The 13,293-nt window shown below is 32.5% G+C and carries 12 protein-coding genes; 2 read left to right on the top strand and 10 right to left on the bottom strand.

Going from position 1 to position 13,293, the window contains the following annotated elements; translation table 11 throughout:
• Positions 1 to 4: 4 nt before the first annotated feature.
• The 6 genes from GGR97_RS04520 to GGR97_RS04495 all read right to left on the bottom strand — a co-directional run bounded on the left by GGR97_RS04520 (position 5) and on the right by GGR97_RS04495 (position 7,323).
• Entirely contained in the window at positions 5 to 517 is a 513-nt protein-coding gene (locus GGR97_RS04520; RefSeq protein ID WP_167897324.1) for a DUF3575 domain-containing protein, read from the bottom strand.
• A 58-nt stretch (positions 518 to 575) separates the two neighbouring features.
• Positions 576 to 3,899 carry a hypothetical protein gene (locus GGR97_RS04515; RefSeq protein ID WP_167897323.1) on the bottom strand — a complete coding sequence of 1,108 codons (3,324 nt, stop codon included), beginning with the start codon at positions 3,897 to 3,899 and terminating at the stop codon, positions 576 to 578.
• Between the two features lie 146 nt (positions 3,900 to 4,045).
• A complete protein-coding gene (locus tag GGR97_RS04510) occupies positions 4,046 to 5,023 on the bottom strand; it encodes a polyprenyl synthetase family protein (protein ID WP_167897322.1) in 978 nt (325 codons plus the stop codon).
• Positions 5,024 to 5,069: 46 nt separating this feature from the next.
• Complete coding sequence (gene purE, locus GGR97_RS04505) at positions 5,070 to 5,561, bottom strand: 5-(carboxyamino)imidazole ribonucleotide mutase (RefSeq protein ID WP_167897321.1); 492 nt, start codon at positions 5,559 to 5,561, stop codon at positions 5,070 to 5,072.
• Between the two features lie 113 nt (positions 5,562 to 5,674).
• Positions 5,675 to 6,823, bottom strand: coding sequence for a 5-(carboxyamino)imidazole ribonucleotide synthase (locus tag GGR97_RS04500; protein WP_167897320.1), 1,149 nt, complete (start codon positions 6,821 to 6,823; stop codon positions 5,675 to 5,677).
• 50 nt (positions 6,824 to 6,873) lie between these two features.
• On the bottom strand, positions 6,874 to 7,323 hold the full coding sequence (locus tag GGR97_RS04495) for a hypothetical protein (protein ID WP_167897319.1): 450 nt from the start codon (positions 7,321 to 7,323) through the stop codon (positions 6,874 to 6,876).
• 133 nt (positions 7,324 to 7,456) lie between these two features.
• On the opposite strand from GGR97_RS04495, the gene greA reads away from it, so the two are divergent.
• Positions 7,457 to 7,930, top strand: a complete 474-nt coding sequence (gene greA / locus GGR97_RS04490) for a transcription elongation factor GreA (protein WP_167897318.1) — start codon at positions 7,457 to 7,459, stop codon at positions 7,928 to 7,930.
• A 98-nt stretch (positions 7,931 to 8,028) separates the two neighbouring features.
• Complete coding sequence (locus tag GGR97_RS04485) at positions 8,029 to 8,415, top strand: HIT family protein (protein ID WP_167897317.1); 387 nt, start codon at positions 8,029 to 8,031, stop codon at positions 8,413 to 8,415.
• Positions 8,416 to 8,454: 39 nt separating this feature from the next.
• Here GGR97_RS04485 and GGR97_RS04480 read toward each other — a convergent pair whose 3' ends face one another.
• From GGR97_RS04480 to mutS, 4 genes are read right to left on the bottom strand one after another with little or no spacing between them, the layout of a single operon-like run.
• Positions 8,455 to 9,564, bottom strand: a complete 1,110-nt coding sequence (locus GGR97_RS04480; RefSeq protein ID WP_245229448.1) for a sensor histidine kinase — start codon at positions 9,562 to 9,564, stop codon at positions 8,455 to 8,457.
• Positions 9,565 to 9,599: 35 nt separating this feature from the next.
• Entirely contained in the window at positions 9,600 to 10,061 is a 462-nt protein-coding gene (locus GGR97_RS04475; RefSeq protein ID WP_167897315.1) for an RNA methyltransferase, read from the bottom strand.
• Positions 10,054 to 10,671 (bottom strand): trimeric intracellular cation channel family protein, encoded by a 618-nt coding sequence (locus GGR97_RS04470; protein WP_209272318.1) that lies wholly within the window; start codon positions 10,669 to 10,671, stop codon positions 10,054 to 10,056. Before GGR97_RS04470 ends, GGR97_RS04475 begins: the two co-directional genes overlap by 8 nt.
• 7 nt (positions 10,672 to 10,678) lie before the next feature.
• Positions 10,679 to 13,255: a DNA mismatch repair protein MutS gene (gene mutS, locus GGR97_RS04465; protein WP_209272319.1), complete on the bottom strand. Its 2,577-nt coding sequence runs from the start codon at positions 13,253 to 13,255 to the stop codon at positions 10,679 to 10,681.
• Between the last annotated feature and the right edge of the window lie 38 nt (positions 13,256 to 13,293).

Raw genomic sequence — 13,293 nt, 5'->3', positions numbered from 1 at the left:
GGTTTTAGAATTGTTTTCCTACGCTAATTCCAAATCTAGGAACAAACTGGCGAGATATTTTAGAGTTGAATAGGTTTCTACCCACTCCTACATTAAATTCAAAAACATAACCATTTTTAGAAACATGTTTTCCACCTGCACCTAATCCTAAGGCAAAGTCTGAATAGTTTTGAGATTCTTCTACCACTACATCATTTTCTGTTTTTTCTTCAGTTTCCGCAAAGTTTAAGGTTCCAAATAATTCCCCAAAAAAGTCAAAGCCATTACTATTGGTAATGTATTGACGGAAATATGGAGTAATCTGAAAATCTTCGTTATATCTAAACTTAGCATCTTTATCTTCAAAATTGATGAATACAGACAAACCAATAGAAGCTTCATCATTTAATTGATTTTCGTACGATACATCTAGGGTTCTTAGAACCAATATATCAAATAAATCTACCTTTATTTGGTTGTTTTGAGCGTTTGCACCCAAGGTGATGAATAAGATAAATAAGAAAAGTATTTTTTTCATGCTTTTTTGTTTTTACACGTCAAAAATAGCGCATTTCTATGAGCTTGCCTAATTGCTTTTAAAAGTTAGCTCTTAATTGTACACTACCAACGTGAATGGTGTTTGTTGCTGTGTTTTTTCTTCCGTTGTAATTAATACTTAAGTCCAATAATTCGGTTAATTTTCTTTGTACAATTAAAGACCAAGTATAGTTTCTGTCAGGTTGCAAACCTTCTAAAATTCTATAAGATGCCGGAGTATTAACGGGTCCTGTGTACTTGTTCTCTATTAAGTTTAGACTTGCTAAAATAGATCCTTTTCCAAGGTTGTTATAGGTGTAGTTAATTCCAAAATCATGACTTATTAACGCTTCTTCTCCAATTTTATTTTTCTCATTTCTGTAAGAATAACTGGTTTTAAGTGTAGAAAACTCATCTTTTAAAAAGTTGATAGAGGGATTTATTTTATGTGATGCAATATTAAAATTTCTGCTAGCATACTCTTTACTAGTGTTTTTGTTGTTCTTTGTATTTACAATGGCTCCCAATACCCAAGAACTCTGAATGTTGTGCTGAAAATTTATTTCGTGAGATTGTTGTGTTGCCACCTGAATGTCTGACGAAATGTTTTGCGTATTTTGATTGTCTTGATACGTATAGGTGGTACTATAATGCTGTAAACCTCTATTAAAATAAAGACTTGTAAATATATTTTGTTGCAAACCTACCACATCATCACCAGTGGTGTTAAAAGGATTAATGTTAAATTTTTTTCCTTTTTTAAGTTGATCTTTATTGATTAAAATACTAGACTGGTTTGAGAAATGAGACAAGGTTTGTAGCCATTTAGAACTGTGATTACTGTATTGAAGAAAATTAACAAACACAGATTGGCTCAGTTTTGCCTTTTGTGTAGCAATTCTGTTAAGATTGGGCAAAACAACTCTTAAATAATTAGCCTGATCTGTAAATTGTGCCACTTCAAATTCATCAAAATCTTTTTTACCGTTGTTGTTTAAATCTCCTAAATAATAATAATATCCTTGTCCGGGTTCTGTTTCTATATAGGTAAAGTTTTGTTGAGCGGTACTCCCAGAGCTTGTTTCATAAGCCGTTGACAAACGAATAATATCATGAAATAATTGTTGGTTGTAGAGTGTTCTTGCATTCACAACATCTACATCATCAGAAAATAAATGATGTACCTTTCTGTAGTTAACAAATGTATTTAAAGAGGTTTGTTTGGTTTTAATTAATTGGCTTTCTACCGTGTAGTTTTGGGTGTTTTGTACCCTTGTTAGTTGATTGTTTTTAATACTGTCTATTTGTGTAATGGTGTAACCAAATTTGGAATATACTTTGGTAGAATCTCCTAAACCTACATGCATTCCGGTAGCAATATATTTCTGACTATTTTGGTGAAAAACTTGGGTTTGTTCATTTTGTTGCTGATTGTTTTCATAGGTTAGTAGTCCTTGTAACCAGGCTTTTTTTAAGTTGTATTTAAGATTAGATTCATGTCTTAAAAAGGTTCCTTTTTCGGTACTATTTGTACTTTTTAAATAACTAGTTTCTGTAGCCAAAGTAGTTTTTCCTACAGAGTTTAAAGTGGTAATTCCATTTTTAACTCCTTTAAATGCTTCTCCTAGATTTAGATAAGCACTGTTTAAATAAATTTTTTGAGAGTTGTTTTTTTCCAACACAAATGTATTTCTTACATAGGTTTGATTACCCAAAAAATTGGGGGTTAAATTTACATCTATATTCCAGTCTCTATTAAATTCAGCATTGTACAAACCTTCAATGTTATTAAATGTTTTTTGAACAAAATCACCTTCAAAAAGGTTAGAACTATTCCATGTACCCGTTTTAATTTGTTGCTGCCAGGTTAGGGTAGTAGCTAGTCCTTTATTTTGATGGTCATCTAAGGTAGAAAACAAGTTTTGGTCATTATTACTATAGGCTAATTCTGCATTTACAAAAGATTGTTCACTAATTTTATAAGCAGTATTTACTACGGCCATTTGTGTTTTAGTTGGAGCAAACAATTGGGTAATAGGAGCGTAGTTACCTTGTGGAACTCCATTTATAGGAGCAATATATTCGTAAATAGTACCTGTGGCAACGGTTTCACTAATAATGTAATTTCCGTTGTTGTTACCTACAAAACTAAAAGTTACATTGTATAGTGTTTGGTTTTCATTGTTACTTTGCTCAAAATTTCCTTCGTTATTTATAAGGTATTGAATTCTGTTTTCATTGTAAGCAGCTATTTGTGCGCTAGGAGCAATCATTTGATTAGGGTCATTTCCTGCTTGTTGTAAAATAAGTTTTTGATCATTACTTAAATTCTGCTGAATAGGCTGATTTTTTACATCATTTTCATTGTAAAAGTAAGTTCCAATGCTAAATTTTTCGGTTTCATATTTTACACCATCGTGGGTTACAAATCGGTTGTAGTTTTGATCGCTGTATTGATAGTCTACAATAATTCTTTGTGATGAGTTAATGGGAAATGTAGGATTAAAAGTAATTTCAGAAATGTTATAATCAATAGTGTAATCGTACTGTTCTCCTCTCTTTAGTTGTACACCATTTACGTACACCACTTCACTTCCAGAAATAATAACAATGTTTTGTTCTCCGTTAACTCCTAATAATCTGTAAGGACCTTGATTTCCTTCTTGTGCAGTTATGTTTTGGGTGTTAAATCGTCCTTTGGCCAAAGCCCCAGAAGCAGTAACTGTTGTTTTTTGATCTCCATGGTCTAAAACAACATCTAACTTGGCTCCATTAATTTTTTTGGTAAAGTTTAAAAAATAACTGTCCTGATTGGTTAAATCTACATCTCCAGCCTTTAAGTTCCATGTATCTGTAAACAATTCAATAAACACTCTGTCAAACTCATTAATGTTCTGTGAAACCCCGTTTTCTTGAATCGGAACATTGGAGTCTTTAATACTAGCTCTAATTTTTAAGTTTTCTGATAAATTTCCGGTAATCTGTAAATCTAATCCAGAGTTTAACACAGATCCTTGGTTGTTTCCTACGGTAATTCCTCGAGTAATATTTCCATAAGTATTAATACCTCCAAAAAAATCGCTCTTGTTATATTCTTTTTTTAAAGAATAAGTTTGAGCAGATGGAGTTGCTTTAGCAATGATGAGTTTTTTATCAAAAGGACTATAGCTTTGTGTTAAAAAATCAGGGTATTTAAAGTAGTTAACCTTTATTTGCTGAGGTTTTGGAGTGTAAAAATACAATTGTCCTTTCTGAAAATTGACAAAGTATTTGGTAGGTGAAATTAATTGACCTTGTTTGTTTTTAATGTTAAAGTTAACAGGGCTAATGGCTACCTTTTCTAGGTTGATGGTATCTATACTAGTAGTGAGTATTTTAGACACACGGTTTTTATTCACTATTTGCCCGTAAGAACTATAGAAAAACAGAAAAGTAAGAAGGATGTGTATTACTTTCATTAGTCAACCAACCGTATAAAACTAATTTAGTGAACTATCCTTTAAAAAGTTAGAGGATTTTGGCAGAATGATTATTTTTTACGTTCTACCACGTAATCAATCATAGTTTGTAAAGAATCTTTGTATTCAGATTGAGGATATGTGTTTAAAATTTCCAAAGCCAAGTTTTTATACTCGTGCATTTTGGTAATTGTGTATTCTAATCCGTTATTGTCTTTTACAAATTGAATAACCTCTTTTACTCTTTTTTTATCTGTATTATGGTTCTTAACAGAGTTTATTAACCATTTACGTTCTTTATCTGTACAAGTGTTTAAGGTGTAAATTAAAGGAAGTGTCATTTTTTGTTCTTTAATGTCAATTCCTGTAGGTTTCCCTATTTGAGCATCTGAATAATCAAACAAATCATCTTTTATTTGGAAAGCAATACCAATGTATTCTCCAAATCGTCTCATTTTTTCCACCTCTTCTTTTTCTGCCCCAACAGAAGCAGCACCAATTCCACAACAAGCCGCAATTAGTGTAGCTGTTTTTTGACGGATAATTTCAAAGTATACTTCTTCGGTAATATCTAAACGTCTTGCTTTTTCAATTTGTAACAACTCCCCTTCGCTCATTTCTCGCACAGCGATAGAAATTAGTTTTAGGATGTCAAAATCATCATTGTCTATGCTTAATAACAATCCTTTAGATAATAAAAAATCACCTACTAAAACAGCAATTTTGTTTTTCCAAAGTGCGTTTATAGAAAAGAAACCTCTACGTTTGTTACTATCATCTACCACATCATCGTGCACCAAAGTTGCGGTGTGAATCAATTCAATAATAGCCGCACCACGGTAGGTACGTTCGTTAAAATCTCCGTTAGAAACCATTTTGGCCACTAGAAAGACAAACATTGGTCGCATTTGTTTTCCTTTTCTGCGAACAATATAATGCGTAATACGATTTAACAACGGCACCTTAGTTGCCATGGCTTCTTTGAATTTGTTTTCAAAGGCCGCCATTTCTTGGTAAATAGGTTGTTGAATTCGTTCTGTTATTTTCATTCCTAGCGGATCGATTTTTTAGAGCTATAAACTTAATCAAAAAAGTTTATTCTTGCGAAGCTTTTACACGTTCTGCAGCTTCTATTACTTTAGTTTTTAAGCTTTCTTTATAAGCAACAATAGTATCTAATACAGTGCTGTTTGTAGCTCCAATAATTTGAGCTGCTAAAATTCCTGCATTTTTAGCTCCGTTTAAAGCTACAGTTGCTACAGGAACACCTCCTGGCATTTGTAAAATAGATAAGATAGAATCCCAACCATCAATAGAATTGCTAGATTTAACAGGAACTCCAATTACAGGTAGCGGACTCATAGAAGCTACCATTCCTGGTAAATGAGCTGCACCTCCAGCACCTGCAATAATTACAGAAACACCTCTTTTGTGTGCGTTGTTAGAAAAGTCTACCAATTTTTCTGGAGTACGGTGTGCAGATACAATATCTACTTCCACTTCAATTTCAAATTCTTTTAAAATATCTATAGCTTGTTGCATTACTGGTAAATCTGAATCAGATCCCATTACGATGGCTACTTTCATTGTATTGTGTTTTTAAGAGTAAAAAGAGGAAAGGTAAAAAGTAAAATTATTTTGTGTGTTATGAAAAAATCTTTGACTTTTATCTTTAAATCTTTTGACTTAATGTTTAATTGTTATTTACTAATGACTCTAACGGTATTCTTTACCAATTCTGCTGTTTTACGAGCTACGTTAATGTCTTTATTAACTATGGTAACGTGTCCCATTTTACGGAAAGGTTTGGTTATTTTTTTACCATATAAATGTGGAGTTACTCCATCAATCTTTAATATGTCGGTAATTTTTTCATAAATAACTTCTCCTTCGTAACCTTCTGCACCTACTAAATTTACCATAATACCGGCTAATTTACTTTCGGTGTTTCCTAAAGGTAAATTTAATACTGTACGTAAATGTTGTTCAAACTGACTGGTGTGAGATGCTTCTATACTATAATGTCCGCTGTTGTGTGTTCTTGGAGCTACTTCGTTAATAATAATGTCGTCATTTTCTGTTTGAAACATTTCTACAGCTAACAAACCAACATGTTTAAAAGAATTGGCAACATTCATAGCAATTCTTCTTGCCTTGGCAGCAACTTCATCGCTAATACGAGCAGGACAAATTACGTATTCTACTTGGTTAGCTTCTGGATGAAATTCCATTTCTACTACAGGATATGTTTTTACTTTTCCATCAGCATTTCTAGCAACAATAACTGCTAATTCGTTTTTAAATGGAATTAAATCTTCTACAATACAGTCTGCATCGGGTAAATTATTAAGGTCGTCTATAGAGCGAACTATTTTAACCCCCATACCATCGTAACCAAACTGAGCAGCTTTCCAAACAAAAGGAAAATCTGTTAGGTTGGCAGCTTTTAACTCTGCTAAAGAACTAAATCTTTGGTGTGGTGAGGTTGGAATGTTATTTTTTTTGTAAAAGTCTTTTTGTTTTCCTTTGTGTTGAATAGTCTCAATTACATGAGGTTGCGGATACACTTTTACACCTTCTTTTTCTAATTTGTATAAAGCTTTAATGTTTACGTGCTCTATTTCTATAGTAAGCACATCTACTTTTTTACCAAAATTATAAACATCGTTATAGTCTAATAAATTTCCTAAAAAGAATTCATTGCAATAAGGTGCGCAAGGAGCATCTTTAGAGCTGTCTAAAATACAAGTATGAACATCAAATTTTTGAGTTTCTGCTAAAAGCATTCTTCCTAATTGACCTCCACCAAGGACTCCCAATTTAAAGCTAGAAGAAAAATAATTTTCCATTGAGTAATATTTGGGCACAAAAGTACAAATAAATGAGGGAATCTACACTTTTAAAAATTAGTGATTCTAAGTCCTCCTCCTTCTAAAAAAGCAGAGTACTGTCTTAGTGCATATGTTTTTTCAACACCACCTTCTTCAATTGTTACTGCTGTTTGGTATTGAGTAAAAGAAATATCATCATTGCTACAATTGGCACAAGACATTTGGCCAGTTCCGTTTTCAACAGTCATAGGAGTTTGACATTCATTAGGGTTAATATAAGGACAACCTAAATCAAAAGCAGTATAAAGATCACTACCTAGGTTAAATACAATGATTCCTTGGTAGCCTTGATCTTTAATGATGGTATAATCACCAACACCAGCACTGTTAGTAATTGGATCAAAAATTTTTATGTTTACAGCTTTTCTAGGTACCATGGTGTTTTGTTGGTTAAACCCTTGCTTGGTACAAGCTGTTAGTGCAATAAATAGGGTAAATAAGATGATTTTTTTAATCACGGGATAGTTGTGTATAAAATTTATGAGGTAAAGATACAGAATTTTTTAGCTTCCAATAATTTCTATATCTTTGTGTATGTCTCATTTCCAAAGTGGTAATGAGATTTTTTTGTGTTATAAAAATTTAGAGAAGATGAGTGAAGTATCATATTATTCAGAAGAAGGACTTAAGAAATTAAAAGGAGAGTTAGAATTTTTAGAGCAAGTAGAACGTCCTAGAGTGACGAACGAAATTGCAGAGGCAAGAGACAAAGGAGATTTAAGTGAAAATGCAGAGTACCATGCAGCCAAAGAAGAGCAGTCTTTGTTGGAATTAAAAATAGCCAAATTAAAGAATGTTGTAGCAAATGCTCGTATTTTAGATGAATCTCAATTGGATACTTCTAAAATTTTAATTCATTCTAAGGTGAAATTAAAGAATGTAGCTAACGGTATGGAGTTTAATTACCAGTTGGTTGCCGATTCTGAAACAGACATTCGTAATGGAAAATTGTCTGTAAATTCTCCTATAGGAAAAGGATTGTTAGGGCATAAGCAAGGTGATATTGCTGAAATTCAGGCTCCAAATGGAGTGATGAAGTTTGAAATTGTTGAGATTTCTAGATAAATTTTTAAGGTGTTCGAGCGGAGTCGAGAACTTTTTACTTTCTAAATGATATTACATCTCGACTTCGCTCGATGACCCAATAAAATAAGATTACAAGCATGAGCATTTTTACAAAAATAATTAAAGGAGAAATTCCATCGTACAAAATAGCAGAAAACGAAGATTTTTTTGTGTTCTTAGATATCAATCCTAATGCAGCAGGACATACGTTAGTAGTTCCTAAAAAAGAGGTAGATAAACTTTTTGATTTGGAAGATGATTTATATACAAAGTTATTTCAGTACTCTAAAACTATTGCGGCTGCTATAGAAAAAGCAGTGCCTTGTAAAAGAGTTGGTTTGTCTGTTATTGGTTTAGAAGTACCACATGTACATGTGCATTTGGTTCCTTTAAACGAAATGGCAGATGCTACTTTTGGAAAAAAAGTAAAGTTAACCGAAGCTGAATTTAAAGCCTTGGCAGAAAAAATAGCAAGTTATTTGTAAATGAAAACAATAAAAAAGGAGGTCTTATGAGCTCCTTTTTTATTTAGGAATATTAATCTGAAAAGTACTTCCAGTGTGTTTTTGAGATTGTTTTACAAATACTTTTCCGTTGTGGTATTGGGTAATAATCCTTCGAGTTAAAGAGAGTCCTAAGCCCCAACCACGTTCTTTAGTGGTAAAGCCAGGTTCAAATATTTTTCTATGTAAGTTTTTAGGAATTCCTTTTCCAGTATCGGTAATTAAGATTTGTATTTCTTTGGGAGTATCTAGTAGTTGAATGTCTATGTTTCCTTTACCTAACATAGCATCAATAGCATTTTTAATAATGTTTTCTAGTACCCACCCAAATAAGTCTTTGTTTAGTTTTACAGAAAGTGTGGTTTCTGGTTTGTTGTAGTTAAAAACCACGTTTTTAGAACTTCTAGTTTTAAAATAACTAATAGTGTCTTCAATAATTTTAGAAGGATTGTGGGAGTCTAATACAGGTTCTGAACCAATTTTAGAAAAACGATTGGCTATAATATTTAAGTGTTCTACATCTTTTTCAATTTCATCTACATAGCTCTGGTCTATTTTTTCGGAACGTAAAATGGCTACCCAACCTAATAAAGAGGATAGTGGAGTTCCTATTTGATGTGCTGTTTCTTTAGCCATTCCACTCCATAATTTGTTTTTATCAGAAACAGAAGAGGCATTAAAAACAGTATAAATAATCCAAAGGAAAATAATAAAGATGGCAGCAAGTGCTAGTGGATAAAATCGTAATCTGTTTAATATTTCGGAATTGGAGTAGTAGATGTATTGATTTTTATCTTTTGAAATATTAATGACAATAGGAGGATGAACTTTTTTCATTTCCTCTAATCTTTTAGAAAGAACCTTTTGTTTGTTGGCTTCTTTGTATGTAATGTTTTGATCTAATAAAATATGGTCTTTAGCATCTGTAACAATCATTGGAATAGAGTTGTTGTTCTCTATAATTTTTACCAATAAACTAATGTCTTCATTGTTAGAGGCTTTGTTAAATTGAAAATAAGCATCTGCTAGTATTTCCATTTTAATAGCTTCTTGTTTTTGAAAACTATTAAAAAAGATATAGGTATACCATAAAATGATACTTACTATTCCGGTAGCAAGAATCAAAAGCATTTGTTTTGATTTTAGAAAACGAAAGAAAGGCTTCATTATAAGTTGATTGGTTTTTTAGCTCCTCTGTCGTACATTACTATGCTACCAGCAACGGCTACGTTTAAGCTTAAGGTTGATTTAAATTTAACTAAAAAATGTGATTTATCAATAGCTTCTTTAGATAAACCGTGGTCTTCTGCTCCTAACAAATAAACACATCTTTTTGGGTGTTGAAACGTTTCTAACGGAACTGACTTATCATCTAATTCTACTCCCACCAACACAGCACTTTTGGGTAAATGTTTGTAAAACTCTTCAAAACTATCGTAATGAAAATAAGGCATAGCACCTACGGCTTTGTGTGTGTCGCAAGCTTGTTTAGCATATCTGTTTCCTATGGTGTAAATAAAACTTGCTCCCATGTTTTGAGCAGATCTCCATAAAACACCTAGGTTTTCAGGAGTTTTACCATTATAAATACCAATACCAAAATAACCTTGTTCTAAATTGTTAACCATGTTGTTTTTTGTAAATAGTTGGAAGTGAAACTTTAAAATAAACAGCTGCTAAACGAATTATAATAGTAAATAGCACAGGAATAATTTGTGAGTAAGGATTGGGTACGTTTAGTTTTAGTAATAAAAGATACAAACAACCACCTAATACACTAGCAGTAGCATAAATTTCTTTTTTAAATATTACAGGAATTCTGTTTACAACCACATCTCTTAAAACTCCACCAAAAACACCTGTTACCGTTCCTAGTAAAATACAAATGGAGTTGTCTAGTTGGTTTTGTATACCTATTTGTACTCCAGTAATGGTAAATAAACCAAGACCTAAAGCATCGTAAAAAAACATGGGTTTAGAGAAAAAATCTAATTTGTTTTTTAAAAACATGGCTAGTACAGCTCCTGTAAAAACGGCATAAAGCATAGAGGTGTTATAGAGCCAAAAGACTTCTTTGGCTAATAAAATATCTCTTAAAGTTCCTCCGCCAACAGCTGTAATAAAAGCAACTATTAAAACTCCAAAAGGATCTAGTTTTTTCTTAATGGCAATTAATGCTCCTGAAATGGCAAAAACAAAAGATCCAGAAATATTTAGGTATTCAATAATAGTGATCATAATATAGTTACTTGCCTATTAGCATTCGTTTAATTTCGTTCAGTTTCATTAACGCTTCTACAGGGGTTAGGTTGTTAATGTCAGTTGCTAAAATTTCATCTTTAATACCTTCTAACAAAGGATCGTCTAGCTGAAAAAAACTTAATTGAAAATCGTCTTCTTGAGTTGCGTTTTCAATTTTTGCTTTGTTGTTTTCTAATCCGTGACTGTTTTCTAACTGAGTCAACATTTTATTGGCTCTGTGAATTACGGCTTGTGGCATTCCGGCTAATTTAGCTACATGAATACCAAAACTGTGCTCACTACCCCCAGCAGTTAGTTTACGCAAGAAAATTACCTTGTCTTTTAATTCTTTTACAGAAACGTTAAAGTTTTTAATTCTAGCAAAGGTGCTAGACATATCGTTTAATTCGTGATAATGTGTAGCAAATAATGTTTTTGCCTGACTTGGGTGTTCGTGTAAATATTCTGCAATAGCCCAAGCAATAGAAATACCATCATAGGTACTGGTTCCACGTCCAATTTCATCTAATAAAATTAAACTGCGTTCTGATACGTTGTTTAGAATACTAGCCGTTTCATTCATTTCTACCATAAAAGTAGACTCTCCCATAGAAATGTTATCGCTAGCACCAACACGTGTAAATATTTTATCTACCACACCAATTCTGGCTTGTTGTGCAGGTACATAACTTCCCATTTGAGCTAACAAAACAATCAAGGCAGTTTGTCTTAATATGGCCGATTTACCCGACATGTTGGGTCCGGTAATCATAATAATTTGTTGCTGATTTCTGTTTAAAACAATATCATTGGCAATGTATTCTTCTCCAAAACCTAATTGTTTTTCAATAACAGGATGACGACCGTTTTTAATTTCAATTTCGGTAGTTTCATCAATACTAGGTCTTACGTAGCTGTTGTTAATAGCTAAGGTTGCAAAACCGCACAAACAATCTAACTGAGCAATTAAGCTAGCGTTTAGCTGAATAGGTTGAATGTAATCAATTAAAAATTGAATTAATCCAGAGAATAATTGTTGTTCTAATTGGGCAATTTTTTCTTCGGCACCTAAAATTTTGGTTTCGTATTCTTTTAATTCTTCGGTAATATAACGTTCTGCATTTACCAAGGTTTGTTTACGAATCCAATCTTCTGGAACCTTGTCTTTATGGGTGTTTCTAACTTCTATATAATATCCAAAAACGTTGTTAAAGGCTATTTTTAAAGAGGTAATTCCTGTGCGTTCGGTTTCTCGTTTTAAAAGATTTTCTAAATATTCTTTTCCAGAATTAGAAATGTTTCTTAAATCATCTAATTCAGCAGAAACTCCAGGAGCAATGGCATTTCCTTTATTAATACTCACGGGAGCATCCGCTACTAGGGTAGTGGCAATTTTTTCTCTTAATAAAGTACAATCCTGTAATTGTTCTCCAATAGCTTTTAAGGTGATGTTATCACTTTCTTGAGCTGCTGTTTTTATAGGAATAATAGCATCTAAAGATTGTTTTAAGTAAGTAACTTCTCTAGGGTTTATTTTTCCGGTAGCCACTTTAGAAATCAAACGTTCTATATCACTAATTTGCTTAATTTGATATTCTGTGGTTTTGTAAAAATCATCGTGATTCATAAAGTAGTTTACTACTTCATGTCTTTTGGTAATTTGACTAGCTTCTTTTAAAGGTAAAGCCAACCATCTTTTTAACAAACGAGCTCCCATAGGAGAGTTGGTTTGATCGATAATACTTAAAAGTGTAACGGCATTTTCGTTGGTAGAATGATACAATTCTAGGTTACGAATGGTAAATCTATCCATCCAAACATAGTCGTTTTCATGTACACGCTGAATGCTTGTAATATGATTTAGTTGATTGTGCTGCGTTTCTGATAAATAATACAAAATAGCTCCAGAAGAAATGATTCCTTCTGATAAGTTTTCTACTCCATATCCTTTTAAAGAATTTACTTTAAAGTGATTTAATAAATTTTCGGTGGCAAATTCTATCTGAAAAACCCAATCGTCTAAATAAAAGGTGTGAAATCTATCTCCAAAGGTTTCGTTAAAAAACACTTTGTTTTTCTTTTCTACCAAAATTTCGCTTGGAGCAAAGTTTTGTAATAATTTATCTACATAACTAGCATCTCCCTGAGCTGCTAAAAATTCTCCAGTAGAAATATCTAAAAAAGAAACTCCTAATTCTTTTTTTCCAAAGTGTACTGCCGCTAAAAAGTTGTTGTTTTTAGATTGTAGTACTTCATCATTTAAAGCAACACCCGGTGTAACCAATTCTGTAACCCCTCGTTTTACAATGGTTTTGGTCATTTTAGGATCTTCTAACTGATCGCAAATAGCCACACGCAAACCAGATTTTACCAATTTAGGCAAATAGGTATTTAAGGAATGATGTGGAAATCCTGCCAAGGCAGTTTCAGAATCGCTACCAGCACCACGTTTGGTTAAGGTAATATTTAGTACCTGAGCAGCTTTAATGGCATCGGTTCCAAAAGTTTCGTAAAAGTCACCAACTCTAAAAAGCAACATAGCATCTGGGTATTTTTTTTTAATACCGTTGTACTGCTTCATTAAAGGAGTTTCTTTTTTTACTTTGGTTTTAGCCACAA

Source organism: Wenyingzhuangia aestuarii (genome assembly GCF_011927765.1).
Classification (GTDB): Bacteria; Bacteroidota; Bacteroidia; order Flavobacteriales; family Flavobacteriaceae; genus Wenyingzhuangia; species Wenyingzhuangia aestuarii.
This window is presented reverse-complemented; position numbering and strand designations above follow the sequence as displayed.

Excerpts from the sequence above, each read along its gene's own strand:
- GGR97_RS04520 (WP_167897324.1), bottom strand. The coding sequence starts at position 517 with ATGAAAAAAATACTTTTCTTATTTATCTTATTCATCACCTTGGGTGCA.
- GGR97_RS04510 (WP_167897322.1), bottom strand. The coding sequence starts at position 5,023 with ATGAAAATAACAGAACGAATTCAACAACCTATTTACCAAGAAATGGCG.
- purE (WP_167897321.1), bottom strand. The coding sequence starts at position 5,561 with ATGAAAGTAGCCATCGTAATGGGATCTGATTCAGATTTACCAGTAATG.
- GGR97_RS04500 (WP_167897320.1), bottom strand. The coding sequence starts at position 6,823 with ATGGAAAATTATTTTTCTTCTAGCTTTAAATTGGGAGTCCTTGGTGGA.
- greA (WP_167897318.1), top strand. The coding sequence starts at position 7,457 with ATGAGTGAAGTATCATATTATTCAGAAGAAGGACTTAAGAAATTAAAA.
- GGR97_RS04485 (WP_167897317.1), top strand. The coding sequence starts at position 8,029 with ATGAGCATTTTTACAAAAATAATTAAAGGAGAAATTCCATCGTACAAA.
- GGR97_RS04480 (WP_245229448.1), bottom strand. The coding sequence starts at position 9,564 with ATGCTTTTGATTCTTGCTACCGGAATAGTAAGTATCATTTTATGGTAT.
- GGR97_RS04475 (WP_167897315.1), bottom strand. The coding sequence starts at position 10,061 with ATGGTTAACAATTTAGAACAAGGTTATTTTGGTATTGGTATTTATAAT.
- GGR97_RS04470 (WP_209272318.1), bottom strand. The coding sequence starts at position 10,671 with ATGATCACTATTATTGAATACCTAAATATTTCTGGATCTTTTGTTTTT.
- mutS (WP_209272319.1), bottom strand. The coding sequence starts at position 13,255 with ATGAAGCAGTACAACGGTATTAAAAAAAAATACCCAGATGCTATGTTG.